Source organism: Cupriavidus sp. 22TCCZM04-2, assembly GCF_057798895.1.
The window spans coordinates 78,471-104,099 of sequence record NZ_JBYOJS010000005.1 but is presented as its reverse complement, the minus strand read 5'-3'; the positions used below and the strand labels follow the sequence as shown (position 1 = coordinate 104,099).

The window sequence follows — 25,629 nt, the reverse complement described above, 5'->3', positions numbered from 1 at the left end:
TTTCAGCGTGCCGACTGCAGCGCGGCGATGCGCTGCTCGATCGGCGGATGGCTGGAGAACAGCGCCATCCATGATTTCCCTCCGGCAATGCCCATGGCCTGCATGTTCTGCGGCAGGCCGTCCGGCTCCAGGCCGCCGAGGCGGCGCAGCGCGGCGACCATCGGCGCCGGCGAGCCCATCAGGCCCGCCGCGCCTGCGTCGGCGCGGAACTCGCGGCGACGCGAAAAGGTAGCGACGATGATGCTGGCCAGGATGCCGAAGACGATCTCGCAGACGATCACGGTGACCATGTAGCCGATGCCGGGCCCGCTCGACTCCTCATCGTTCTTGCGCAGCATCGAGTCGACGAAGTAGCCGACCACGCGCGCAAGGAAGATCACGAACGTGTTCACCACGCCCTGGATCAGCGTGAGCGTCACCATGTCGCCATTGGCCACGTGCGCCACTTCATGCGCGAGCACGGCTTCCACCTCGTCATGCGACATCGACTGCAGCAGGCCGGTGGAAACGGCCACCAGCGAGCTGTTCTTCGTCGCGCCGGTCGCGAACGCGTTGGGCTCGCCCTCGTAGATCGCCACTTCGGGCATGGGCAGGCCCGCCTTCTGCGACAGCTTCTGCACGGTCTGCACGAGCCACAGTTCGGTGCTTGTGCTCGGATGCGTGATGACCTGCGCGCCAGTGGACCACTTGGCGATGGTCTTGGACATCAGCAGCGAGATGAACGAGCCGCCGAAGCCCATCAGCGCGGCAAAGGCGAGCAGCATGCCGAAGTTGAGACCGTTGGCGGCCAGGAAGCGGTTCACGCCAAGGACGCTGGCGGTGATGCTGAGGACAAGCATGACGGCGAGGTTGGTCGCCAGGAAAAGCAGGACGCGTTTCATGAGAGTGGAACTGGACTACGGATAGGCGCGGACGAGCCGCAGGGGCGCGCGGCGCCTGGATGGCACGGCGCGCAGGAACGGTCATGCGCGGCGAATGCCGCGCAGTTGGGTGTCAGCCGCGCGGAGGACGCGGCAGGAGCGGAAGGTCGGGGTCGGGGAGGGCAGTCCCCGCATAGCGCGGCGGCCGGGATTGGGCGGGGCCGGCGGCAAAACGGAGCTCTGGCGCGGGCAGAAGCTGCTCCGCAAGGTCGATGCCGGCCGGCGACGTGTCGGGCGCGTCGGCCGGATCCGCCGGAGCCGTGCTGCAAGGCGCGGCATTTTGCGCCGCCTTGTACAGTCCGGCCGGGTGGCTGTCCGTTTGCAGGGCGGGGTGGGCTACCTCCGTGACGGGCGCGACTGTACCGGCCCATGCCTGGAACGGCAGGAAGGCCAGCATCAGAACCAGCAGGAAGAGCCGGATATTGCGCACGCGACAGCGGAAAATCAAATGGGGGTGCCCGGAATTCTACAGGATGGTCATGGCGTGCGCGGTGACGTAATGAGCGCTAGCCCACGATGCGCGCGGCCGCGCGAGTGCCCCACCAGGTTGCCTCTTCGAACACCGACAGGCCCGACAGATCCGCGTGCGCGAACTGGATCGGACCCTCCACGTCACGCAGTGCGCTCGTGCCGGCGTTGGCCAGGAAGCCACGCAGCGGCGACGCCATGGCATGGCCGCGTGCCGTGATCTCCACCCGGTCGGCGTGGCGCCAGAAGCCACGCCCGTACACTTCGCGCAGGTCGGTCACGGCATGGTCCATCAGTTCGGCTGCGCTTGCGTCGGCCAGCCAGCGCCGCATCTCGGCCGGCTGCGTCGGGCGGCCCAGCGCGGCGGCATCGAGCGGGCAATAGGCGGTGAAGACCGTGCGCGCCGGCGGCGCCTGCCGGATCAGCTGATGCGTCGCGACCACATAGCCCAGCGCACGCGAGCCGTGCACGACGTTGTCCCAGGCCAGCGGCACGCCCGGTGCCTCGCCGGGAAAGCCGCGCAGGTAAAAGCTCGACACCAGCCACGCCGCGTGCGGCGGCAGATGGCGCGCCGGATCGAAGCCGAAGCGCGCGAGCGGCGTCAGGTGCGCGGCGACGTGCAGCGGCATCGCGCAGATCACGCGGCGCGCGCGCAGGCGCACGGTGCGCGGGGTGCCGTCGCGATCCGTCATGCCGGTGCAGAGCACGTCCACGCCCTCGCGCGATTCGTCGAGCCTGAGTGCCATGCCTGCACGATGCCAGTCCGCGCGCCCCGTCAATGCGTCGATGCGTGCAGTCAGCTTCGACACCAATCCGTGCAAGCCGTCCGGCCAGGTCAGCACGGCGCCATCCGCAGCGTTCCGCGCATGGCCGCCGCGGCTGGCGAAGTAGTGCAGCCCCGCCCAGGCCGACACGGCACCATGGCCCGCGCCGTAGTCGTCGCGGCAGCAGTAGTCGGCATACGTGTGCAACGTGGGCGATGTGAAGCCTTCGTCCAGCAGCCACTGGCGGAAGGTGCGTGCATCGAGCGCCGTCCACTTCGGGTCGCGCGAAGCGAGTGCGAGCGGGATCGCAAAGACCTTGCGGCCGTCATCGCCGTGCGCGTCGCGAAGTTCGCCGATACGCGCGAAGAAGCGTGCATGCTGCTCGCTCTCGCCGGCACCGAGGGCATCGGTCGGCAGCAGGCCGTCATGCCACTGGCCATTGCGGAAGTGGCGCTCCTCGGGCGCATGCACGATCACGCGTTCATCGAAGCGCGGGCGCATGCTGAACGGATCGTGCTCGATCACGCCGACGTCGGCGAGCATCTCGCGCATATGGGTCGATTCCGCCGACGGCAGCGGCAGGTAGTGCGCGCCGCGTGGGAAGCCGAGGTCGCCAAACTGCCCGGCCGCCGTATTACCGCCGAACTCGGGTCCATCGATGACGATGAAATCGCGCAGGCCCGCGCGCGCGAGCTGCCACGCAGCGGAAAGGCCCGCGGCACCGCTGCCGAGAACCGCGACATCCGTGCGTAGCTCGCCATCGGGCTTGGGCCACTGCGCGGCGTCGCGCAAGGCGTGCCCTTGTGCCATGCCGGGCCGCAGCACGACCGGCGTGGGCTCGTACATGCCGACACCGGACAGGAAGCGGCGCGACGCATCGCCCAGCTTGTCGCAGCCGGCCAGCGCGGCCGACGCGCCGATCAGGAACGTGCGGCGATCCATCACCGTGCGCGCACCGACGTATCAGCGGATGACATTGCCCCAGTCCCGCTCGAAGTCATGCACCAGCGACTGCTCGTTAAGCCGGTTAGGGTGGCCGGCGCGCGGCGCCATGTCCGGCGGAAAGCGGAACATCAGCGCGGTGCTGTCCGCATCCAGGAAGCGCATCGGCATGTCGTAGTGCGTGGGCGGCGTGTAGTCGCCGCGCTTGCCGGCGAGGATGAAACCCCATTCGCCGAATGACGGCACATAGGCGTGGTAAGGCCAGGTATGCAGGCCGGCTTCGTGCAGCGTCGCGTCGATGCCCCAGAACGAGCGCGGCGCGTAGTACGGCGAGGTGGACTGCACCACGGCATAGCCTTTCTCGGCGAGGTGCCGCGACAGCAGCCGGTACATCGGCACCGAGTACAGCTTGCCGAGCCCGAAGTTGGACGGATCGGGCAGGTCGACGATGATCGCGTCGAACACGTCCGCGTTCTGCTCCATCCATTGCGCGGCATCGGCGTTGATGACCTTCACGCGCGCATCGCGCAATGAATCGCGGTTGAGCGCGCGCAGCGGTGCGCTTTGCGAGAACAACGTAGTCATGGCCGGGTCCAGGTCGACCAGCGTCACATGCTCGATATGGCGATGACGCAGGATCTCGCGCAGCGCCAGGCCGTCGCCGCCCCCGATCACCAGCACCGTGCGCGCCCACGGCAGTGCCTGCAGCACGGGATGCACCAGCGCCTCGTGGTAGCGGTGCTCGTCGCGCGAGGAAAACTGCAGGTTGCCGTTGATGTAGAGACGCAGGTCGTCTTTCCAGCGCGTGATCACCAGGCGCTGGTACGGCGTCGATTCGCTGTGGATGATCTCGTCGCCGAACAGCCCGCGCTCCGCCCAGTGCGTCAGCCGGTCCGAGCCGGCAAAGCCCGCGCCGAGCAGCGCGATCACGACCAGCGCGCGCATCGTGCGCAGCGGCACCTGCGGCAGCTCGTCGCGGAACAGGCGCGTGGTGTAGAGCGCCACCGCCGCGTTGAGCATGCCGAACAGGAAGCCCGTGCGCGACAGGCCCAGCCGCGGCGCCAGCACCAGCGGGAACACCAGCGACACCGCCAGCGCGCCCAGGTAGTCGAACGTCAGCACGCGGCTCACCAGGTCGCTGAATTCGGCGCGGCGCGCGTTCAGGATGCGCATGACCAGCGGGATCTCCATGCCCACCAGCACGCCGGTCAGGAACACCAGCGCATACAGCGCCGTGCGGAACGGCGCCGACAGCCACGCGAACACCACGAACAGCAGCGCCGCCGAGATGCCGCCGAGCAGGCCGACCAGCACCTCGATGTCGATGAAGCGCGCGAGCACGTCCTCGTCCTTTACATAGCGCGACAGCCACGAGCCCACGCCCATGGCGAACAGGTAGCAGCCGATGATCGACGAGAACTGGAGGATGGAGTCGCCCAGCAGGTAGCTGGACAAGGCGCCGGCGATCAGTTCGTAGCCAAGCCCGCAAGAAGCTACGATCAACACCGAAATGACAAGGGTACGGTCGCGCATCAGGCGGCGGTCTGGGGAATTTGCGAGGATCGGGAGATCGAGCGGATGAGACTGCGGATATACTTGCGGCGCATTCGCGCACTGCCGGCGCAATCGTAGTCAAATGTCCATGACATGCCCGGCAAGGGTTCCATGTCACCGGACACCGGCGCTGTCGACAACCGCCACGGGAACAGCATGCAACCGATCTACGCCTACGCCCTGCACCTGCTGGCAAGCCTGGTACTGCTTGCCGTGTTCGTCGGAGTCTACACCAGGATCACGCCGTTCCACGAGTTCGCGCTGATCCGCCAGGGCAACATCGCGGCGGCGCTGTCGCTCGGTGGCGCGATCCTGGGTTTCTGCTTCACGCTGTCGTCGTCGATCCAGCATAACGACACCTTTCCGGCATTCCTGATGTGGGCGGTCGGCGCCATGGTGGTCCAGGCGCTGGTCTACGCGGGCCTGACGCGCGCGCTGCCCGACATGGACGCCGCCATCGAATCCGACAATATCGGCATGGGCGCCCTGATGGGCACCATCTCGGTCACCGTGGGCGCGATCAACGCGGCCTGCCTGTCCTGAAACGCGCTTCGCTCGCATCCCCGCCGCAAGGAGACCTGACATGAGCATCGGTTCTTTCATCAAGAAGCAGTTCATCGACATCCTCCAGTGGACGGAGGACACCGACGGCGTGCTGGCCTGGCGCTATCCGATGGAGGACATGGAGATCCAGTACGGCGGCAGCCTGACCGTGCGCGAGTCGCAGATGGCGGTGTTCGTCAACGAAGGCAAGATCGCCGACGTGTTCGGACCCGGCATGTACAAGCTCACCACGCAGACGCTGCCGGTGCTGACCTACCTGAAGAACTGGGACAAGCTGTTCGAGTCGCCCTTCAAGTCCGACGTCTACTTCTTCAGTACGCGCCTGCAGATCGGCCGCAAGTGGGGCACGCCGCAAGCCATCACTATCCGCGACGCGGACTTCGGCATGGTGCGGCTGCGCGCGTTCGGCCTGTATTCGTACAAGGTCGCGGACCCGGCGAAGTTCTACAGCGAGATCAGCGGCACACGCGCCGAATACACGCGCGATGAAGTGGAAGAGCAGCTGCGCAACCTGCTGATCGCCACCATGACCAACGCGCTCGGCGCGTCGTCGCTGCCGTTCCTCGATATGGCCGCCAACCAGGCGCTGATGTCGCAGACCATCCGCGAGCGGCTGGCGCCGGAGTTCGAGCGCTACGGCGTGGCGCTGGACAATTTCGCGGTCACCAACGTCTCGCTGCCGGAAGAACTGCAGAAAGCCATCGACACCCGCATCTCGATGGGCATGATGGGGGACATGGCGAAGTATACGCAGTACCAGGTCGCCAGTTCGATCCCGCTGGCTGCGCAAAATGAAGGCGGCGTCGCCGGCCTGGGCGCGAGCCTGGCCGCGGGGGCGGTGATGGGGCAAGCGATGGCCGGCGGATTGGCTGGGACAGCGGGCGCACCGGGCGTACCCGCCCCTGCGGTGCCGCCTGCCACGGCGGCTGCCCCTGCGGAAGATCCGGCCGCGCGCCTGCAGAAGCTCAAGGAACTGCTCGACAAGGCGCTGATCACCCAGGCCGAGTTCGACAGCGCCAAGGCGGAGATCCTGAAGAAGCTGGTCGGCTGACGGGGCTGCATGCAACAGGTCAACTGTCCCGGTTGCGGCGCGGAGGTCGCGTTCCGTTCCTCCGCCGCCGTCATGGCGGTCTGCGAGTACTGCCACAGCACGCTGGTCAAGGACGCCGAGTCCGTCAAGGACATCGGCAAGATGTCGGCCGTGCTCGAAGACTACACGCCGCTGCAGCTCCACGCGTCGGGCCAGTGGCAGGGGCAGAGCTTCACGCTGGTCGGGCGCATCCAGCTGCGTTACGAAGCCGGCTTGTGGAATGAGTGGTACCTGCTGTTCGACGATGGCAGCGACGGCTGGCTGGCCGATGCATCGGGCCAATACATGCTCACGCGCCGCGTATCGCCGGAACTGGCCGCGGCCGAACAATTCGACAAGCCACCGAAGTTCGAGTCGCTGCGCCCCGGCGACAGCCTGTTTTACGACAAGCGCCGCTGGCTCGCGGGCGATGTGCGCACTGCGCGCTGCACGGGCGGCGAAGGCGAGTTGCCATTCGTCGTCGGCACGGGCTGGACCGCGCAGGTGGCAGACTTCCGCGACGAAGGCCGCTTCCTGACGCTCGACTATGCCGACGGCTATCCGCCGGCCGTCTACATGGGCCAGCTGGTCACGCTGGACCAGCTCAAGGCCCAGCTTCTGCGTGGCGCCGATGAGGTCGGCCGCACGGCGGACCGCTATCGCGGCAAGGCGGTATCGCTGGCGTGCCCGAACTGCGGCAGCCCGATTGCCTATCGCGCCGGCATGGCGAGCTTCGTCGTCTGCGGCAGCTGCCACAGCGAGGTCGATTGCACCACCTCCACCGCTATCGTGCTCGAAAAGCACGAGGAACTGGAGGCGCTGAAAACCAGCCTGGCGCCGGGCGATATCGGCCAGATCGGCGGCAAGCCCTATGCCGTCCTCGGCCTGATGCAATGCACGGACAACGACGAGGACGAAGCGTCGACATGGGTCGAATACCTGCTCTTCAACGAGGAGCGCGGCCTGTTCTGGCTGGTCGAGCAGGACAGCGGCTGGGACAAGGTCGAAGTGCTCGACACCTGGCCGCGCATGGCCTCGGCGGAGGTGGCCACGTTGCAGGGCAAGAACTTCCGCAAGGGCTTCGACTACCGCAGCGAAGTCCTTTATGCCGCGGGCACGTTCAACTGGCGCGTGCGCGTGGGCGACAGCACGCAGCTCACGGAATTCGGCGAACAGGCACTGCGGCTCACGCGTGAAACGTCCGCGACAGAGATCGTCTGGACGCGCTCCGCCCCGGTCGCGCGTATGCAGGTGGCGCAGTGGTTCCCGCGGAACAAGGCGCTGACCGCGGCCGCGGCGCAGCCGGGCGCGGCCCTGCGCAAGAAGCCCGACAACGCCGACCTGGCCTTCTGCCGCAAGGCGGCGAAGTGGTACGCGATTGCGCTGGCCATTCTCAATGTACCGGTGGCGCTGGTGAAGGACAGTGGCTGGGTCACGCTGGTGTTCGGGCTGCTGCTGCTGTGGGTACCGCTATGGCTGGTGGGCCGCTGGTCAGCCAAGGACTGATGACGTGCGACTTCTCTATCTGATCTACGGCCTGATCGTGCTGTTCGGTGCGACGTTCTACAACCTCGGTTCGGGCAGCGACTACAAAGCCGGCGGCTCGGGCGGTTCCGGCCGCGTATGGGGCGGCAGCAGCGGCGGCGGCAGCTGGTCGTCGGGTGGCGGGCACAAGTGAGACGCGCATCGTGAACGCACCGCAACTGCCTTGCCCGGCCGTGCTCGGCCGCCACCTGCTGCTCGACCTGCAGGGCGTCGCGCCGGCATTGCTGACCGACGCGGCGCTGGTCGAGCGCGTGCTGTACGCGTCGGCACAGGCGGCCGGCGCAACGCCCGTGGATGCGCGCTTCCAGCATTTCGGGCCGGGGCTTGGCGTGACGGGCGTGCTGCTGCTCAAGGAGTCGCACATCAGCATCCATACATGGCCCGAATACGGCTTCGCGGCTGTGGATATCTTCATGTGCGGTACGGCCAGGCCCGAACTCGCCGCCGAACATATCCGCGCCGCGCTGGCGCCGCGCGCCACGACGCTGCGCGACGAGGCGCGGGGCATTGCCGGTGCTGCTGAGGACGCTTCGGCAAGCTCGCCGGGTCTGCGCTAGACTACGCAAAACCCCGTAGTCACTACAGAGATTCCGGCTCCATGCGAATCGGCGAACTTTCCCGGCATAGCGGTTGCGATATTGAAACCATCCGCTACTACGAGCGCGAAGGCGTGCTCGACGCCCCGCAGCGCGAGGCCAACGGCTATCGGCGCTACGGCGACACCCACCTGATGCAGCTCAATTTCGTGCGGCACTGCCGGTCGCTGGGCATGAGCCTGTCGGACGTGCGCCGCCTACGCGATTTCGAACGCAATCCGTCGCAGGACTGTGACGATGTCAACGCCTTGCTGGACCGCCAGATCGAACAGATCCACGCCCAGCGCGTGGCGCTGGAAGCGCTGGAAAGCCAGCTGCGCGCCTTGCGCGAGACCTGTCATCACCAGCACCAGGCCGCCAGCGAATGCGGCATCCTGCAGAATCTGCAGCAGGCTGCGGCCGGCGCGCCGTGCGAATGCCACGCGCCCGCCACTGGCCACGCCCACTGAACCGGGCGCGCCGCGCCGGCCATCTGCCTGTGCTACGATGGCCGTTCCTGCACCAGGCCGGTGCGCAGGCAAACGAAGCCCTGTCGGCCCTGTTGCCGGATGTTCGGATCTGCCGTTGCCGCGATCCACTCCGGGTTTCCTATCCTGATTCCTGTTATCCGCGTGACCGCCATGCCAGCCCGCCGTTCGCTGCCCACCGTACCTGCCCGCCCCGCGCGACAGGTGCGCGCGCGCGCCGGCGCTCCCGCACTGGCCACGCGCACGACGCCCCGCCGCCGGGTCAGCGCTCCGCCTGATCCCGCCCGGTTCCCAGCCTGACAGTCCCACCACCAGGGGCCCGGGCCGAACCGGGCCCGAGCCTCACGCCTGCCGCGTGACACCGATGCGCCTTGCCGGCGCCGCGTGACGCTGCAACGCCGGCACTGATTCACCGCTTCACCGTTCACTGTTCCCAGATGTTCCCGCATGGTCCGTCGGCAATGCCGTCCGGTCGCCGTGCCGGACTTCACCTGACCGCCACCGATACCTGACGGAGGATTAGCCATGACGGCCACCAACCCGACCGCAACGACCCTCTACCTGACCGAGCTCGACGTCACGCGCCTGGAGCGCATGGCCAGCCGCCCCGGCGCGGCCCACATGGCCGATATGCTCGATGAACTGCTCGCGCGCGCGGCCATCGTGACGCCGCAGGAGATCCCGACCGACGTGGTCACCATGAACTCGCGCCTGGTCTGCGCGCTGCAAGGCGATGCCGCGCCGCGCCAGTGGACGCTGGTCTACCCCGACGAAGCCGACTTCGATGCCGGCCGCCTCTCGGTGCTGTCGCCGGTCGGCCATGCCTTGCTGGGCGCACGCGCCGGGCAGACCGTCAGCTACCGCATGCCCGATGGCCGCGAACAGCACGTGACGGTCACCGAGATCACGTTCCAGCCGGAGGCCAGCGGCCAGTACACGCTTTGATCCTGTGGAACGAGGGCCGCACGGCCCCCGGTTCCAATGGGCGCGCACCGTGCGGATAGCGGTCCACACACGCCGTTCGTCACCAAGTCCGTCGTTTCACGACTATCAACTCACCATTCGTCGCAGCGTCATTTCCGATGACGTAGCCAGTGACTAAGCTTCAGTCCGTGCTCGCACCGCAACAAAGATTGCGTGGCGGCAAGACGTTAGCTGGTCACACAAAGCAAGACGAAATCAGTTGAAGGAGTCCGAAATGATCGCCAAACGCATTCTTGGCGGCGCGTTCCTGGTGGCGGCGCTGGTCGCATCGGCCGCGTCGATCGCTGCCCCCGCCGCGACCAGCAAGGCCGGCAAATTCGATGTGTACGCCGATGCACTGCGCAGTGTCACCGGCAAGTTTGACCCGTATGTGGACGGAGCCAAGCAAGGCAAGTACGACGTCTACACCGACGGAGCGCGCAAGGACCGCTACGACCCGTACACCGACGGGGCGCGCACGGACCGCTTCAATCCTTATACGGACGGAGCGGTATTTAGCGGCGAGATCTCCGCGAGCTCGACCGACAACTCGCGCACCGGCGACGGTTCGCTCTACGGGTATCGCGTCTGACGCACTCGCCAGGGTTCTCTCAGGACCTGCAGCGGCCACCTTCGGTGGCCGCAAGTTTTCTCTCCCGCCTGCCCGGCAGACCTCCTCCTCCTTCTCTCTGCGCCGGGCAGGCGATTTTTCCCCTGACGATGACAAGCTGACTCCGGCATCCGATCCGGTGGCGGTCGTGCGCCCGTGCGTCCGTTTCGTCGCGCCGTGCCTCGGGAAGGGACAAGCATTACGTGGCGAACAAAGTTCGCATCACACTGGCCGGGTCAAAGCTGGCGCGCGGCGAAGGTGTCGCACTTGCGGATATCGCCCGTGGTCAGGCCCTGGCGCAACCAGCGCACGCGCTGCTCGCTGGTGCCATGGGTAAAGGCTTCCGGCACGACATAGCCTTGCGACTGCTTCTGCAGCCGGTCGTCGCCGATGGCGGCGGCGGCTTTCAGGCCTTCCTCGATATCACCGGGTTCGAGCAGTTGCTGGTTGGCCCGCTGCGCATTGGCGGCCCAGACGCCGGCCAGGCAATCGGCCTGCAACTCCATGCGCACCGACAGCTGGTTGGCCTGCGCCTCGCCCATGCGCCGGCGCGCGGCATCGACCTTGTCGGAGACGCCCAGCAGGTTCTGCACGTGGTGGCCGATTTCATGCGCGATCACATACGCCTGCGCAAAATCGCCGCCCGCGCCGAAGCGCTGGCGCAGCTCGTCATAGAAAGCCAGGTCGATATAGACCTTGTGATCGCCGGGGCAGTAGAACGGACCCATGGCCGATTGCCCCGTGCCGCACGCGGTCGGCGTCGCGCCCGAGAACAGCACGAGCTTGGGCGGATCGTAGCGCCGGTTCAGCTCGGTCTCGAAGATGTGCTCCCATGTCCGCTCGGTATTGCCCAGCACCTTGCGCGTGAACACCGTCATCTGGTCATTGGCCGGCGGGCGGTTGGCCTGCTGATGCTGCTGGGGGGCCTGCTGGCCTTGCAGCACCGACGCGCCCTGCATGATGACCGAGGGATCGATACCAAAGAAGTAAGAGGCGGCAAGGGCTATGATGACCGTGCCGATGCCAATGGTCTTCGGACCACCGAACCCGCCGCCGCCAAAGCCGCCGCGGCGGTCTTCCACGTTCTGGCTTTCGGATTCGTCATCGAGACGCATGGGGGGTGCTCCGGGGATTGGGGGAAGGGGTTTGGATTGAAGTATAGCAATGCGGGTTGACGGGCATTTTCGTGTGCGCGATGGCCGGCGGGCAGGACCACGCGTCCGGTTTCCGGCAACCCGTTCCCCAAAAAAACGCCACCCGCGCAGCCTTGGAGAAGGCCTTCGCGGGTGGCGGGCGGCAACTGGCACCACGGGGCACGGCCAGTGCCCCGGCCACTACAAGAAAGCGGATCAGACCGTGGCGGCCTCCCGGGCGGCGTCCACCGCGGCCACTGCATTGCCACCGACTTCGGCCACACGCAGCAGGTTGGTCGTCCCGCCCTGTCCGAACGGCATGCCGGCGGCAATCGTGATCTGGTCGCCGGGCGCGGCATAGCCTTCGACCAGCGCAGCGCGCGTAGCCGCTTCCACCATCTCGTCGACGCTCTGCACGTCCGGGCTCACGGTCGAGTGGATACCCCAGGCAATAGCCAGCCGGCGTGCGATTTCCAGGTTCGGCGTGATGCTGACGATCGGCGCGCACGGCCGCTCGCGCGCCGCGCGCAGCGCCGTGGCTCCGGAGGACGTGTAGGTCACGGTCGCCGCCGCACCGATGATCTGCGTGACTTCGCGCAGCGCCGCGCAGATCGCGTCCTGGCGCGTGTTCAGCGGCGTCTCGTGCTGGGCGTCGAGCAGGTTGCGATACAGCGGGTCGCGCTCGACCTCGGTGACGATGCGGTTCATCATCGACACGGCCGGCACCGGGTAGCGGCCGTTGGCCGACTCGGCCGACAGCATCACCGCATCGGCGCCTTCGTAGATCGCGCTTGCCACATCGGAGGCTTCGGCACGCGTCGGTACCGGCGAATCGATCATCGACTCGAGCATCTGCGTGGCGATCACCACCGGCTTGCCGAGCTGGCGGCACACGCGCAGGATGCGCTTCTGCACGCCGGGCACGCGCTCGGGCGGCAGTTCCACGCCGAGGTCGCCGCGCGCGACCATCACCGAGTCCGACACGCGCACGATCTCTTCGAGCTGCTGCAGCGCGGCCGGCTTTTCGATCTTCGACAGGATGCCGGCCCGCGTGCCGACGATCTCGCGTGCTTCGACGATGTCGGACGGGCGCTGCACGAACGACAGGCCGATCCAGTCGGCGCCGAGCGACAACGCGAAATCCAGGTCCTTGCGGTCCTTTTCGGTCAGCGCGGGAATGGGGATCACCGCGTCGGGCACGTTCACGCCCTTGCGGTCGGACAGCGTGCCGTTGTTCACCACGCGCGTGGTGATGCTGCCGCTGGCCACGGCCTCGATCGCCAGGCGCACCTTGCCGTCATCGATCAGCAGCGACTGCCCCGGCTGCGCCGCGCGGAACAGTTCGGGGTGCGGCAGATGCACGCGCGTGCCGTCGCCGGGCGTGGGATCGCTGTCGAGCACGAAGGGATCGCCGGCACGCACTGCCACCTTGCCCGCGGCGAACACGCCGATGCGCAGCTTGGGGCCCTGCAGGTCGGCGAGGATCGCGATGGGGCGGCCGGTCTCGGCTTCGATCTGGCGCACGGCGTCGTAACGCGCGCGGTGGTCTTCATGTGTGCCGTGGCTGAAGTTCAGGCGGAACACGTCGGCCCCGGCTTCGAACAGCTGTCGGATCACCGCGATATCGGTGCTCGCGGGTCCGAGCGTGGCAACGATCTTGGCTTTGCGCTGGCGTCTCATGATGTCTCCTCTTCCATTCTCGGAACGGCGCGCCATGGTTGGCGTGCCGGTAATGCGGTTCGGTCGGTCGCGATGCTCAGACGATGAGGATCGCGCGGAAGTCGTTCACGTTGGTGCGGGTCGGCTCGGTGACGATCAGGTCGTCCACGCCGGCGAAGAAGCCATAGCCGTCGTTGTTTTCAAGATGCGCGCGGGCCGACAGGCCGCGTGCCGCGGCACGCGTCAGCGTATCGGGCGCGAGCAGGGCGCCGGCGTTGTCCTCGGAGCCATCGATGCCGTCGGTGTCGCACGCAATCGCATGCACGCCGGGCAGTCCGTCGAGCGCGACGGCGAGCGACAGCAGGAACTCGGCATTGCGTCCGCCGCGGCCCTTGCCGCGCACGGTCACCGTAGTTTCTCCGCCCGACAACAGCACGCATGGCTTGCTGAAGGGCTGGCCATGCTGCGCGATCTGGCGCGCGATGGCGGCATGCACGACGGCCACGTCGCGGGCCTCCCCTTCGATGCAATCGGACAGGATGTGCGCCTCGAAGCCGAGTTCGCGCGCACGTGCCGCCGCGGCTTCGAGCGATTGCTGCGCGGTCGCCAGCGTCACGCTGCGGTGGCCTTCAAAGCGGGCATCGCCGGGCTTGGGCGTTTCGCCCGCGCCGCTTTCCAGATGCGCGCGCACATTGGCCGGCACATCGATGCCGTACTTGGCGATGACGGCGAGCGCGTCGGCGCACGTGGTCGCATCGGGCAGCGTCGGGCCGCTGGCGATCAGCGTCGGGTCATCGCCGGGAATATCGGAAATCAGCAAGGTCTCGACGCGGGCCGGCGCGCAGTGCAGCGCCAGGCGGCCGCCCTTGAGCGCGGACAGGTGCTTGCGCACGCAGTTCATCTCGCCGATGCTTGCGCCGCTGCGCAGCAGCGCCTTGTTGACGGCCTGCTTGTCGGCCAGCGAGATGCCAGGCGCGGGCGCGGCCAGCAGCGCGGAGCCGCCGCCGGAGATCAGGCACAGCACGAGGTCGTCGGCGCTCAGGCCCTGCACGAGTTCGACCATGCGCTGCGCGGCGCGGGCGCCGGCTTCATCGGGCACCGGATGCGCGGCCTCGACGACTTCGATGCGCTTGCAGTCGGCACCGTGGCCATAGCGCGTCACCACCAGTCCGCTCAGCTCGCCCTGCCAGTGGGCTTCGACCGCCTGCGCCATCGCGGCGGCGGCCTTGCCGGCGCCGATCACCACCGTGCGGCCCTTTGGCGGCTGCGGCAGGTGCGGGGGCAGGCAGTGGCTGGCGCTGACCGATGCCACGGCGGTATCGAACAGGTCGCGCAGCAGGGCACGCGGCTGGAGGCTGGGGCGCTGTGGGGTCAGCAGGGCGGCGCTGGTTTCGGTGTCGAGCATGGGGAATCCTGGGAACTGAAACTGAGGCCGTCCCCGGCGAAGGGGACGGCGTTTGCTGCAACTACAGGTACTGCGGATATTGCGAGTACAACGAAGCGCTTACTTGGCGCTGGCGATCTCGTGGTTCGACATGATCTCGATCGCGCGGCACAGGGCCGAGTGGTCGGCCTTGCCGAAGCCGTTCGCGGCGCAGGTGTTGAACAGTTCTTGCGCGGTCGCCGTGTTCGGCAGTGCCACGCCCAGCGCCTTGGCGCCCTGCAGCGCGAGGTTCAGGTCCTTCTGGTGCAGTTCGATGCGGAAGCCCGGGTCGAAAGTGCGCTTGACCATGCGTTCGCCGTGCACTTCCAGGATGCGCGACGCAGCGAAGCCGCCCATCAGCGCCTGGCGCACGCGTGCCGGATCGGCGCCGGCCTTCGATGCGAACAGCAGTGCTTCGGACACGGCCTGGATGTTCAGCGCGACGATGATCTGGTTGGCCACCTTGGTGGTCTGGCCATCACCGTTGCCGCCCACCAGCGTGATGTTCTTGCCCATCAGCTCGAACAGCGGCTTGACCTGGTCGAACGCTTCTTCCGGACCGCCGACCATGATCGTCAGCGACGCGGCCTTGGCACCCACTTCACCACCGGACACCGGTGCGTCCAGGTACGAAGCGCCCAGCTTGTTGATGCGCGCGGCGAAGTCCTTGGTCGCGATCGGCGAGATCGAGCTCATGTCGACCACGATCTTGCTGTAGCTGGCTTCCTTGCCGGCGGCCTTGAACGCGGCGGCAACGCCCTTCTCGCTGAACAGCACCGCTTCCACGTGCGGGGTGTCCGGCACCATGATGATGATGATGTCGGCGCGCTTGGCCACTTCCTCGGCGCTGGTGCAGACCGTCACGCCGGCATCGACCAGGACCTGCGGGGCCGGGTTGACGTCATGCACGAACAGCGTGTGGCCGGCGGCGCGCAGGTGCCCTGCCATCGGTGCGCCCATGATGCCCAGGCCGATAAAGCCGATATTGCGTTGGTTTGCCATGTTGTTAGTCTCCGATTGGATGTTAAGTCTGTGATGGATAGCGTGTGCGGTAACCCGTTACTGCACGTCGTTACTGCACGCCGTGGGCGGCGCGCCAGCCCAGGCCGGCTTCGGTGGTGGTCTTCGGCTTGTACTCGCAGCCGATCCAGCCGGTGTAGCCGATCTCGTCCAGGTACTTGAACAGGAATGCGTAGTTCAGCTCGCCGGTGCCGGGTTCGTTGCGGCCCGGGTTGTCGGCCAGCTGCACATGCTTGATCTTCGGCAGGTTCGCCTTGATGGTGTTGGCAATTTCGCCTTCCATCCGCTGCATGTGATAGATGTCGTACTGCACGTAGAGGTTGGGCGCGTTGACCTGGCTGATCAGGTCAACGGCCTGCTGCGTGCGCGACAGGAAGAAGCCCGGGATATCGAAGGTATTGATCGGCTCGATCAGCAGGTCGATATGCTCGGCGGCCAGCGCGTTGGCGGCGAAGCGCAGGTTTTCCACCAGCGTTTCCTGCGCCTGCTCGCGCTTCACGTTCTGCGGCTGGATGCCCACCAGGCAGTTGAGCTGGCGCACGCCCAGCACCTTGGCGTACTTGATGGCCTCGCCCACGCCGTCCTGGAATTCGCCGACGCGGTCCGGGTGGCACGCAATGCCGCGCTCGCCCGCATCCCACTTGCCGGCCGGCAGGTTGTGCAGCACCAGGTCGAGCTGGAAGCGGTTCAGGCGGTCCGCGATCTGGTCCGCGTGGAACGCATACGGAAACAGGAATTCCACGCCACGGAAGCCCGCGCGGGCGGCGGCTTCGAAGCGGTCGAGGAAACCGACTTCGTTGAACAGCATGGTGAGGTTTGCCGCAAGTTTGGTCATGAATCTCTCCGGTTTAATTGTGTTGTCGCTCCGCCGGTGCGGAGCCGGTTACTGCGTGTGCTGCAAATCAAGGGGGCGCTGACAGCGGCGCGGGTTGCTTTTTTCCGCGCCGCATGGGGAGGCTTGCTTACGCCGTTTCCACTTCTTCCTTCAGGATCGCTTCTTCGATGTCTTCGAGGTCCTCGATCGGCTCGAACTCGTTGATGTTGTCGATCTCGGTGCCCATCGCGATATTGGTCACGCGTTCCAGGATCACTTCAACGACCACCGGCACGGAGAACTCGGCCATGAGGTCGCGCGCTTCGGCAAAGGCCGGGGCGATGTCTTCCGGCTTGAACACGCGGATCGCCTTGCAGCCCAGGCCTTCCACAACCTTGACGTGGTCCACGCCGTAGCCGTTCAGCTCGGGCGAGTTGACGTTGTCGAACGCGAGCTGCACGCAGTAGTCCATCTCGAAACCGCGCTGCGCCTGGCGGATCAGGCCGAGGTAGGAGTTGTTCACCACCACGTGGATGTACGGCACCTTGAACTGCGCGGCTACGGCCAGTTCTTCGATCATGAACTGGAAGTCGTAGTCGCCCGAGATCGCCACCACATCCGAATCCGGCGAAGCGGTCTTCACGCCGATCGCGGCCGGGATGGTCCAGCCCAGCGGGCCGGCCTGGCCGCAGTTGATCCAGTGGCGCGGCTCGTTGACCGACAGGAACTGCGCCGCGGCGATCTGCGACAGGCCGATCGTGCTGACATAGCGCACGTCGCGCGGGAAGTACTGGTTCATCTCGCGGTACACGCGCTGCGGCTTGACCGGCACGTTGTCGAAGTCGCTCTTGCGCTGCATGGTGCGGCGGCGCTTCTGCACGTCGGCCACCCACGACTTGCGGCACGGCAGGCGGCCGGCCATCTTCATTTCGCGGGCGACTTCAACGAACAGTTCAAGCGCGGCCTTGGCATCCGACACGATGCCCAGGTCCGGGCCGAACACGCGGCCGATCTGGGTCGGTTCGATATCGACGTGCACGAACTTGCGGCCCTTGGTGTAGACGTCGACGCTGCCGGTGTGGCGGTTGGCCCAGCGGTTGCCGATGCCCATCACGAAGTCCGAGGCCAGCAGCGTGGCGTTGCCGTAGCGGTGCGAGGTCTGCAGGCCGACCATGCCGGCTTGCAGCGGGTGGTCGTCGGCCAGCACGCCCCAGCCCATCAGCGTCGGCACCACCGGCACGTTGACCAGCTCGGCGAACTGGACCATCAGGTCGGCCGCGTCAGCGTTGATCACGCCGCCGCCGCACACCAGCAGCGGACGCTCGGCCGCGTTGAGCATGGCGATGGCCTTCTCGATCTGGGCGCGCGAGGCGGCCGGCTTGTACGGCTGCAGCGACTGGTAGGTCTCGATGTCGAATTCGATCTCGGCCACCTGCACGTCGAACGGCAGGTCGACCAGCACCGGACCCGGACGGCCCGAGCGCATGATGTGGAACGCTTGCTGGAACACTTGCGGCACCAGTGCCGGCTCGCGCACGGTCACGGCCCACTTGGTCACGGGCTTGGCGATCGACTCGATGTCGACGGCCTGGAAATCTTCCTTGTACAGGCGGGCGCGCGGGGCCTGGCCGGTAATGCAGAGGATGGGGATCGAATCGGCCCAGGCCGAGTACAGGCCGGTGATCATGTCGGTGCCGGCGGGACCCGAGGTGCCGACGCAGACGCCGATATTGCCCGGCTTGGCACGGGTGTAGCCTTCGGCCATGTGCGAGGCGCCTTCGACGTGGCGGGCCAGCACGTGGTTGATGTTGCCCGACTTGCGCATCGCCGAGTAGAACGGGTTGATCGCCGCGCCCGGCACGCCGAACGCCGTGGTCACGCCTTCCTTCTCCAGCACCGCGATGGCCGCGTCGATTGCTCTCATCTTTGCCATGATCTTTGTCTCCAGTTGGGGTGGGTTTTCCGTTGGAGTTGATCCTATTCCCGCAGCCGGTGTGGGATAAAGGGAAGCGAGATCAGTTGATTCGATACCTGGAGTTTGCAATGTAGCCTTGGAAGGCCTGACGGACGGTCGGCGCCCTGTCCGCCCGTGCCGGGATTCGAGATGCCGTGTGATGATCTGGATACGCGAAGTGCTATCCGCGCTACGCGGCTGCGGCGACAATGGCGCATTCGTCCCGCCGCGCCGACTCGAACCACCACCTTCCCAGCGCCATGTACTCCCGGCTACCGTCCACCTACGAACTGCTCGAGGCCCTGGCGCCCGCGCCCGCGCCCGCACCCGTGCCGGCCTCCGTCAGCGCTGCCGGGTCGGGGCCGCAGGCGCCGCGGATTGCGCGGGGTCTGTGGCTGGGTTTCGTGGTCACGCTGGTGGCAACGCTGCTGGTGGCCGGCGGCCTGGCTGTATGGCGGCTGGTACTGAAGCATCCGCTGGCACCGTGGTCGGTCCGGCTGGCCGAGGCCCTGCTGGTGCTGTGTGCCGCGTGCTATGCCGGGGCAGGCCTGATGCGCCTGCCGGGCGTGCTGGCGATCGTTCGCAATCCGCTGCGCTGGCAGGCCGGCCAGATGGACCTGGACAGCGCCATCGAGAACGCGCTGCTGCGCCGGCTGGGGCGGATTCATCCGCTGCAGCTGCAGGCGCGGCAACGGCGCGTGGCCTTGCAGCTGCGGCTATGGGAAGGGATGGCGCGCACCGTGGGGCTGCTGCTTGCGCTGGCGCCCGCGGCGCTGGTGCTGGTGAGCGGGCTGCATCCGTTGCCGCATCAGGCCGAGATGAAGGGATCGCTGCTGGGGCTTTACGCCGTGATGGTGGTGGTTGGCGCGGCGTTTTATCTCTACGTGCATGTGCAATGCAGCCGGCCGCTGCGGCGGCTGTCGCATGTGCTGGGTGAGGCGGCCGAGATCAATGCGCGGGTGGGGGCGCGGAGCCGTTCCGCGGTCGTTCCTGAACAGGCCGCTCCCGTTTGAGCGCTGACGCATGTTGGCTCCCCTCTCCCACTGGCGTGGGAGAGGGGAGCCAACCGGCGCCTGCGTGTCTTATTCCACCAGGTACGTCTGCGCCAGCCTCACCCACGCCGCCGCTCCCAGCGGCAACACCGCATCATTGAAGTCATAGCCCGGGTTATGCACCATGCATCCCCCGAACTCGCCTTCGCCGTTGCCAAGGATCAGATAGCAGCCCGGCACCGCATTGAGCATCCACGCAAAATCCTCGCTGCCGTTCAGGCCCTTGGGCGCCTGCGTGACCACGTTGTCCGCGCCAACCAGTTCCGCGCAAACACGCTGCGCCAGCTGCGTTTCCGCTTCGGTATTGACCATCGGAGGCGTGAGCTGGCGGTAGTCGATCTGTGCTTCCACGCCATGCGCCTGCGCAGTGAGCGACACGATCTCGCGGATGCGCTGCTCCACCAGCGCGCGCGTTTCAGGACGCGCCGCGCGCACGTTCAGCCCGATCGTCACGGACTCGGGGATGACGTTGTGCGTAGCGCCGCCGCGGATAAAGCCGACCGACACGACGGCGGTGTCGTCGGGCGCGACATTGCGCGCGACCACGGTTTGCAATGCGGTGACGATCGCCGCCGACGCTGCGATCGGGTCGCGCGCACGGTGTGGCATCGCCCCGTGGCCGCCGACGCCCTTGATGGTGACGTCCGCCACATCGGACGACAGACTGACCGGACCCGGCAGCACGCGGAAGGTGCCGGCCGGCACGCCGGGCATGTTGTGCAGCGCGAATACGGCGTCGCACGGGAAGCGCTCGAACAACCCGTCCTCGATCATCGCGCGCGCGCCGCACAGGTTTTCCTCGTCGGGCTGGAAGATCAGGTTCAGCGTGCCGTCGAAATCGGGGTGGTCGGCCAGCGCCTTGGCCGCGGCCAGCAGGATCGCCGTGTGGCCGTCGTGGCCGCATGCATGCATCTTGCCGTGCAACTGGCTGGCGTAGGGCAGGCCGGTGGCCTCGACCACCGGCAGCGCATCCATGTCGGCGCGAATGCCAAGGCGGCGCTTGCCGCTGCCGCGCCTGAGCTGCCCCACCACTCCGCTCTTGCCGATGCCCGTGTGGACTTCATAGCCCCACGCGGCGAGCATCGTGGCGACCAGCTTGCTGGTCACGCCGACTTCGAAGCCGAGTTCGGGTTGCGCATGGATCTGGCGGCGGATGCCGACGAAGGTCTCGGCGTCGATATTGATGTTCGGCAGCAGGTGCGGCAGGTACTGGAAAGGCTTGAGCGTAGGTGCGCGGGTCATGGATCGGGTCTCCGGAAGAATGGTGGGATTCAGTGCGCGCGGCGCTCGCGGATGCTCAGCACGGCGATCAGGGTGATGACGCTGCAGACCAGCATGTACCAGGCCGGCGACAGCGGGTTGCCGGTGCGCGAAAGCAGCCACGTGACGATGAACTGCGAAGAGCCGCCGAATACGGTGACGCCCACGCTGTAGATCACCGACAGCCCGCTGGCACGCACACTGGCCGGCAGCATCTCCAGCATCATCAGGAACATCGGCGTGGTGCCCAGGTTGATGCCGGCGGTCAGCAGCGCCGACAGGCCCAGCACCAGCGGCACGCTCGGGTAGGCATTGATCAGCCAGAAGGCGGGATAGACCGCCAGCATGCTGAACACCAGCGACGCCACCACCAGCGGCTTGCGATGCGTCAGGCGGTCGGCCAGGCGCCCCGCAATCAGCGATACGACCGTCAATGTGATACCGGTCACGCAGCCAGACAGGAACGACAGCGACGGCGGCATCTTCAGCACGCGGATCATGTACGTCGGCATGAAGAACACCACCAGGTACATGGTCGCGGTGCCGGCCGTGGTAGCGAGAATGCCCTTCACCACCGTGGCCCAGTGGTGGCGGAACAGCTCGCCGAGCGGGCTCGGCGCGTGGGCGTCGGCCTGGTGCGTTTCATCGAGGTTGGCGCGGATGTAAAGGCCCACAGGGGCGATCAGCAGGCCCACCAGGAACGGCAGGCGCCAGCCCCAGCTTTCCAGCGATTCGGTCGGCAGCAGCGTGTAAAGAGCGGCACCGGTCAGCGCGCCCAGCAGCGCCGAGATGCCCTGGCTGCCGAGCTGCCAGCTCACGCGCCAGCCGCGGCCGCGCACGCCGCCGGATTCCATCAGCATGGCGGTCGAGGCACCAATTTCGCCGCCGAGCGAAAAGCCCTGCAACAGGCGGCCGGCCAGGATCATCAGCGAACCGAACACACCTGCCGACGCATACGGCGGTGCCAGGGCAATGCACAGCGTGCCCGCAACCATCAGGGCGATGGTTAGCGTCATGGCGTTCTTGCGGCCGCGACGGTCGGCGTAGCTGCCGATCACGACGCCGCCAAGCGGACGCATCACGAAGCCGATGCCGAAGGTGGCCACGGCCAGCAGCAGGGAACCGTACGGATTGTCGGACGGGAAGAACAGCTTGCCGATCAGCAGCGAGAAAAAACTGTAGACGGTGAAATCGAACATCTCCAGCGCATTGCCCAGCGAGCAGGCGGCAATCAGCCGGAATTGGCTCTGCGTGCGTGCCGGCGTGGCAAGCGTGCCGGTATTCGCGGCGAGGGTGGTGTCGTTCATGCGGTCTCCACGAACTGGTGGGGGGAGGCGCGCGCAGGGCCGGTCTTGTTCGTGCCGGTTGGTTGGGGTCCGCGCTGGCCGTGGGTGGCTAAGGCTGCGATGAAGTATTCAGGCAAACGCGGTGGGACAAAAAATCATATATTTTCATCTTGATAACCAAATCGAATCACCGTCATAACCGGTTGCTGGCGGGTATCAGGACAACTACTGATCCCGGGGCGAAACCCAGCGCCGGCGCGGGATGGCGGGAAAGCGGCGTGCGCCGCGCATGGATCGCGCAAGCCCGCAAACGGGGCGTGCTGCACTGCATGCGGGCGCACGGCATCACGAAACAGGGGACCGATGAAGCTGCAACAACTGCGCATCCTGCTGGCCGTGGCCGAGCACGGCAGCATCCACGAGGCGGCGCGCGCGCTGCATATCTCGCAGCCGGCGCTGTCCAAGGCGATCGCGGAGCTGGAACGCGAACTGGGCGTCACGCTGATGTCGCGCTCGGTGCGCGGCGTGAGCCTGACGACCTATGGCGTGGCGCTGGTCAAGCGTGCCAGCGTGGTGGAACAGGAGCTGCGGCACGCGCTGGAGGACATCGAGTCGATCCGCGGCCACGCCGAGGCCGAACTCAATATCGGCTTCACGGCGGTGGCGTCGAGCGGGCCGCTGCCGGATGCGATGGCGGCATTCCGCCAGCGCTTTCCGAACGTGGCGCTGCGCGGCTTCGAACTGCGTCCGCAGCAGATCCAGGAAGGCTTGCGCGAAGGCCGCCTGGATCTGGGGTTGATCTCCACCAACAGCGGACCGGGATCGGCGTCATTCCAATGGGAGCCGCTGTTTTCGGTCGGCATGAAGCTGGCCGTGCGCACCGGCCACCCGCTGCGGCGCGCGCGGCGCCTGCGGCCGTTGCTCGATGCGGACTGGCTCGTGCTGGATCCCGTGGACGACGCCGGCAGCCCCCTGGCCAGCCTGATGCGCCTGCACCGGCTGGAAATGCCGCAGCGCGTGGTGCAGAGCGCATCCAACCTGCTCGGCCTGCAACTGGCGACCAAGACCGACCTGGTCAGCATGTGGTCGGACTTTGTCTTCTTCGGCACGGGCGGCCCGCTGCAACTGGTACGCGATGCGCTCACGCCGCTGCCGATCCAGGACGAGCTGCCTGATTTCCGCGTGTTCCTGGTCTACCGCTCGGTGGACCTGATGACCCACGTCTGCGCGGAATTCGTGCGTGAGGTGCGCCATTGTGCCCGCCAGATGGAGGCGCCGCATGCCACCATGCGCAAGTCCCGATCCGCTTCATAAGTGCCGGCGAGGTGCCAGTGCCGCGCCGATGCCGCACAATGGCGGGCAGGAGACGCAATACCCTATGGACAAACTGAAACAGATAGAAGCCTTCATCGCCGTGGTCGAACACGGGAGCATGGCAGCCGCCGCGCTGACCCAGGACGTCACGCCGGTGATGATCGGACGCCGCATCAACGCGCTGGAAGCGCGCATCGGCGTCAAGCTGCTGCACCGCTCGACGCGGCGCATCGTGGTGACCGAACAGGGCGCCGTGTTCATGGAGCAGTGCAAGAAGGCGCTGGCCGACCTGGACCGCGCCGAGATGCTGATCGCCGAAGGCAAGCACAAGGCCACCGGCCACCTGATCGTGTCGGCCCCGGCCGCGTTCGGCCGCAAGCACGTGGCGCCGCATGCGCCGGCCTTCCTGGCGTCGAACCCGGAAGTGCAGATTTCCTTCAACCTGACCGACCGCGTGGTGGACCTGGTCCGCGAAGGGTACGACGTAGGCATCCGCATCGGCGGCGCCATCGACCCGAACTTCGTCGCGATCAAGCTCGCCACGAACAAGCGCGTGGTATGCGGTACGCCCGGCTATTTCGCGAAACATGGCGTCCCGCTCACGCTCGACGACCTGCAGCACCACAACTGCCTGGCCTTCAACCTGCAGGGCGGCCAGCAGCGCGGCTGGTACTTCCAGCAGAACGGCAAGACCGTGACGGTGCGCGTCAACGGCAACCTCGACTGCAACGACGGCGAGCTGCTGCACCGCTGGACCGGCGAGCACCTGGGCCTGGGCTGGCGTTCCACATGGGAGATCCTGCCGCAACTGGAGAGCGGCGAGCTGGTCACGGTGCTCGACGAGTACGCCTTGCCGGACTACGACATCCTTGCCGTGTACCCGCAGCAGCGTCCGGTACCGGCCAAGATCCGCTTCTTCATCGAGCACCTGAAGGCGCAGTTCGCGCTGCCGGGTTACTGGACCGGGCGCAGCGGCTGACCGATCGACGGGAGCAAGCGATGGCGGCGTGGCTGGCGGACCTGGTGGTCGTGATCCACCTCCTGTTCATTGCGTTCGTGGTGGGTGGCGCGCTGCTGCTGTTTCGCTGGCCTCGCGTGGCGTGGGTGCATCTGCCGGCGGCAGCGTGGGGCGTCTTCGCGGAGTGGTCAGGGCGGATTTGTCCGCTGACGCCGCTGGAGAATGCGTTGCGCCGCGCGGCGGGGGAGGCGGGATATGGCGGCGGGTTTGTCGAGCGGTATTTGCTGCCGGTGATTTATCCGGCGGGACTGACCCCAGCCATACAGCTATGGCTGGGCGTGTTTGTGCTGGCGCTCAATCTGATCATCTACGCGGGATGGTGGCGCCGCCGGCGACCCTAGCTCTGCGCCGCCTCAAATCGCGGCGCGCGTTTCTCCAGGTTCGCCCGCACCGCTTCACGCTGGTTCGGCGAGCCGACCAGCTTGTCCTGCTCCAGCGACTCGGCCATCAAAATGGCCGCGTTGTCGCCACCCTCGACCACGTCCATCAGCCGCTTCGCGGCCCGAATCGCGTGCGGATTCTTCTGCGCAACCTGGCGCGCCGCTTCCAGCGCGGCGCTGCGCGGATCTACCACGACGCGCGTGGCCAGGCCTAACTCGCACGCTTCCACGCCGGTGAGCACGCGGCCCGTGTAGACCAGCTCGCGCAGCACGTCCGCGCGCACCAGCCCGCGCGTCAGCACCATGCCGGCCATGTCGGGCACCAGGCCCCACTTGATCTCCATGATCGAGAGCTTGGCGTCGGCCGTGACGAAGCGCACATCCGCGCCCAGCGCGACCTGCAAGCCCCCGCCGAACGCCACGCCATGCACGGCGGCAAACACCGGCACTGGCAACTCGCGCCACACCATGCACGCGTACTGCGGTCGATTGGAGATGCCATGCGCACGCGCGGCAAGACGCCCCGGGCGCATGCCGGGATCACCGCCCGCGCCATTGCCGAGCATGCCGGCCATGCTTTCCATGTCCAGGCCCGCGCAGAACCCGCGGCCTTCGCCTGACAGCACCACCGCGCGCAGGTCCGGGGTCTCGCGCAGCTGTTCGCCAGTGGCGATGAGCGCGTCGAACATGGCGGGATCGAGCGCGTTCATCTTGTCGGCGCGGTTCAGGCGCACATCGGCGACGCCGTCCTCGATGGTCACAATGATGCGGTCGGTGCTGCTGGCGCTCATGCGCGGCTCCTTCGGTCTTGGTTCAGTGTTGGGGTCGTTGCCCGCGCTGCGATAGCACGGGCA

At 67.0% G+C, this 25,629-nt stretch carries 25 protein-coding genes; 12 read left to right on the top strand and 13 right to left on the bottom strand.

What is annotated here, in order from left to right; genetic code table 11:
- Positions 1 to 2: 2 nt before the first annotated feature.
- The 4 genes from htpX to AC3FKG_RS10520 form a co-directional block, all read right to left on the bottom strand.
- The gene (htpX, locus tag AC3FKG_RS10535; protein WP_483709795.1) at positions 3 to 881 is read right to left on the bottom strand and encodes a protease HtpX; all 879 of its coding nucleotides are present in this window, start codon (positions 879 to 881) and stop codon (positions 3 to 5) included.
- Between the two features lie 112 nt (positions 882 to 993).
- Positions 994 to 1,350 (bottom strand): hypothetical protein, encoded by a 357-nt coding sequence (locus tag AC3FKG_RS10530; protein ID WP_488743017.1) that lies wholly within the window; start codon positions 1,348 to 1,350, stop codon positions 994 to 996.
- A gap of 76 nt (positions 1,351 to 1,426) precedes the next feature.
- The gene (locus AC3FKG_RS10525) at positions 1,427 to 3,094 is read right to left on the bottom strand and encodes an FAD-dependent oxidoreductase (RefSeq protein ID WP_488743016.1); all 1,668 of its coding nucleotides are present in this window, start codon (positions 3,092 to 3,094) and stop codon (positions 1,427 to 1,429) included.
- A gap of 21 nt (positions 3,095 to 3,115) precedes the next feature.
- Positions 3,116 to 4,627, bottom strand: coding sequence for a polyamine aminopropyltransferase (locus AC3FKG_RS10520; RefSeq protein WP_488743015.1), 1,512 nt, complete (start codon positions 4,625 to 4,627; stop codon positions 3,116 to 3,118).
- Positions 4,628 to 4,804: 177 nt separating this feature from the next.
- On the opposite strand from AC3FKG_RS10520, the gene AC3FKG_RS10515 reads away from it, so the two are divergent.
- The 8 genes from AC3FKG_RS10515 (at position 4,805) to AC3FKG_RS10480 (ending at position 10,444) form a co-directional block, all read left to right on the top strand.
- Entirely contained in the window at positions 4,805 to 5,191 is a 387-nt protein-coding gene (locus AC3FKG_RS10515) for a DUF350 domain-containing protein (protein ID WP_483709791.1), read from the top strand.
- Between the two features lie 40 nt (positions 5,192 to 5,231).
- Entirely contained in the window at positions 5,232 to 6,263 is a 1,032-nt protein-coding gene (locus AC3FKG_RS10510) for an SPFH domain-containing protein (protein ID WP_483709789.1), read from the top strand.
- 9 nt (positions 6,264 to 6,272) lie between these two features.
- Positions 6,273 to 7,787 (top strand): DUF4178 domain-containing protein, encoded by a 1,515-nt coding sequence (locus AC3FKG_RS10505; RefSeq protein WP_488743014.1) that lies wholly within the window; start codon positions 6,273 to 6,275, stop codon positions 7,785 to 7,787.
- A 4-nt stretch (positions 7,788 to 7,791) separates the two neighbouring features.
- A complete protein-coding gene (locus AC3FKG_RS10500; protein ID WP_483709786.1) occupies positions 7,792 to 7,959 on the top strand; it encodes a hypothetical protein in 168 nt (55 codons plus the stop codon).
- Positions 7,960 to 7,969: 10 nt separating this feature from the next.
- Positions 7,970 to 8,383: an adenosylmethionine decarboxylase gene (speD, locus tag AC3FKG_RS10495; RefSeq protein WP_483709785.1), complete on the top strand. Its 414-nt coding sequence runs from the start codon at positions 7,970 to 7,972 to the stop codon at positions 8,381 to 8,383.
- Positions 8,384 to 8,424: 41 nt separating this feature from the next.
- Positions 8,425 to 8,871, top strand: a complete 447-nt coding sequence (locus tag AC3FKG_RS10490; protein ID WP_483709784.1) for a Cd(II)/Pb(II)-responsive transcriptional regulator — start codon at positions 8,425 to 8,427, stop codon at positions 8,869 to 8,871.
- Positions 8,872 to 9,414: 543 nt separating this feature from the next.
- The gene (gene rnk / locus AC3FKG_RS10485) at positions 9,415 to 9,834 is read left to right on the top strand and encodes a nucleoside diphosphate kinase regulator (RefSeq protein WP_488678547.1); all 420 of its coding nucleotides are present in this window, start codon (positions 9,415 to 9,417) and stop codon (positions 9,832 to 9,834) included.
- A 253-nt stretch (positions 9,835 to 10,087) separates the two neighbouring features.
- Positions 10,088 to 10,444: a hypothetical protein gene (locus tag AC3FKG_RS10480; protein ID WP_483709782.1), complete on the top strand. Its 357-nt coding sequence runs from the start codon at positions 10,088 to 10,090 to the stop codon at positions 10,442 to 10,444.
- Between the two features lie 254 nt (positions 10,445 to 10,698).
- On the opposite strand, the gene ypfJ is transcribed toward AC3FKG_RS10480, so the two are convergent.
- The 6 genes from ypfJ to gcl form a co-directional block, all read right to left on the bottom strand.
- Positions 10,699 to 11,577 carry a KPN_02809 family neutral zinc metallopeptidase gene (ypfJ, locus tag AC3FKG_RS10475; RefSeq protein WP_488743013.1) on the bottom strand — a complete coding sequence of 293 codons (879 nt, stop codon included), beginning with the start codon at positions 11,575 to 11,577 and terminating at the stop codon, positions 10,699 to 10,701.
- Between the two features lie 234 nt (positions 11,578 to 11,811).
- Positions 11,812 to 13,275 (bottom strand): pyruvate kinase, encoded by a 1,464-nt coding sequence (pyk, locus tag AC3FKG_RS10470; protein WP_483709780.1) that lies wholly within the window; start codon positions 13,273 to 13,275, stop codon positions 11,812 to 11,814.
- Positions 13,276 to 13,351: 76 nt separating this feature from the next.
- The gene (locus AC3FKG_RS10465) at positions 13,352 to 14,659 is read right to left on the bottom strand and encodes a glycerate kinase type-2 family protein (RefSeq protein WP_488743012.1); all 1,308 of its coding nucleotides are present in this window, start codon (positions 14,657 to 14,659) and stop codon (positions 13,352 to 13,354) included.
- A 99-nt stretch (positions 14,660 to 14,758) separates the two neighbouring features.
- Positions 14,759 to 15,679: a 2-hydroxy-3-oxopropionate reductase gene (gene glxR, locus AC3FKG_RS10460; RefSeq protein WP_488743011.1), complete on the bottom strand. Its 921-nt coding sequence runs from the start codon at positions 15,677 to 15,679 to the stop codon at positions 14,759 to 14,761.
- 70 nt (positions 15,680 to 15,749) lie between these two features.
- Positions 15,750 to 16,532, bottom strand: a complete 783-nt coding sequence (hyi, locus tag AC3FKG_RS10455; RefSeq protein ID WP_483709776.1) for a hydroxypyruvate isomerase — start codon at positions 16,530 to 16,532, stop codon at positions 15,750 to 15,752.
- Positions 16,533 to 16,659: 127 nt separating this feature from the next.
- Entirely contained in the window at positions 16,660 to 18,444 is a 1,785-nt protein-coding gene (gcl, locus tag AC3FKG_RS10450) for a glyoxylate carboligase (RefSeq protein WP_488743010.1), read from the bottom strand.
- 230 nt (positions 18,445 to 18,674) lie between these two features.
- Between gcl and AC3FKG_RS10445 the strand changes: the two genes are divergently transcribed.
- Positions 18,675 to 19,478, top strand: coding sequence for a hypothetical protein (locus tag AC3FKG_RS10445; RefSeq protein ID WP_488743009.1), 804 nt, complete (start codon positions 18,675 to 18,677; stop codon positions 19,476 to 19,478).
- 69 nt (positions 19,479 to 19,547) lie between these two features.
- On the opposite strand, the gene AC3FKG_RS10440 is transcribed toward AC3FKG_RS10445, so the two are convergent.
- Positions 19,548 to 20,759 carry a M20 aminoacylase family protein gene (locus AC3FKG_RS10440; RefSeq protein ID WP_483709771.1) on the bottom strand — a complete coding sequence of 404 codons (1,212 nt, stop codon included), beginning with the start codon at positions 20,757 to 20,759 and terminating at the stop codon, positions 19,548 to 19,550.
- A 29-nt stretch (positions 20,760 to 20,788) separates the two neighbouring features.
- A complete protein-coding gene (locus AC3FKG_RS10435; protein ID WP_483709769.1) occupies positions 20,789 to 22,084 on the bottom strand; it encodes an MFS transporter in 1,296 nt (431 codons plus the stop codon).
- A gap of 342 nt (positions 22,085 to 22,426) precedes the next feature.
- Here AC3FKG_RS10435 and AC3FKG_RS10430 point away from each other — a divergent pair, with 342 nt between their 5' ends.
- The 3 genes from AC3FKG_RS10430 (at position 22,427) to AC3FKG_RS10420 (ending at position 24,736) form a co-directional block, all read left to right on the top strand.
- Positions 22,427 to 23,377: a LysR family transcriptional regulator gene (locus tag AC3FKG_RS10430; RefSeq protein ID WP_488743008.1), complete on the top strand. Its 951-nt coding sequence runs from the start codon at positions 22,427 to 22,429 to the stop codon at positions 23,375 to 23,377.
- A gap of 64 nt (positions 23,378 to 23,441) precedes the next feature.
- On the top strand, positions 23,442 to 24,356 hold the full coding sequence (locus AC3FKG_RS10425) for a LysR family transcriptional regulator (RefSeq protein ID WP_483709766.1): 915 nt from the start codon (positions 23,442 to 23,444) through the stop codon (positions 24,354 to 24,356).
- 20 nt (positions 24,357 to 24,376) lie between these two features.
- Complete coding sequence (locus AC3FKG_RS10420; protein WP_488743007.1) at positions 24,377 to 24,736, top strand: DUF2784 domain-containing protein; 360 nt, start codon at positions 24,377 to 24,379, stop codon at positions 24,734 to 24,736.
- Here the strand turns inward: AC3FKG_RS10420 and AC3FKG_RS10415 are convergent.
- Positions 24,733 to 25,566, bottom strand: coding sequence for a crotonase/enoyl-CoA hydratase family protein (locus tag AC3FKG_RS10415; protein WP_488743006.1), 834 nt, complete (start codon positions 25,564 to 25,566; stop codon positions 24,733 to 24,735). The genes AC3FKG_RS10420 and AC3FKG_RS10415 overlap by 4 nt on opposite strands.
- Positions 25,567 to 25,629: the final 63 nt, after the last annotated feature.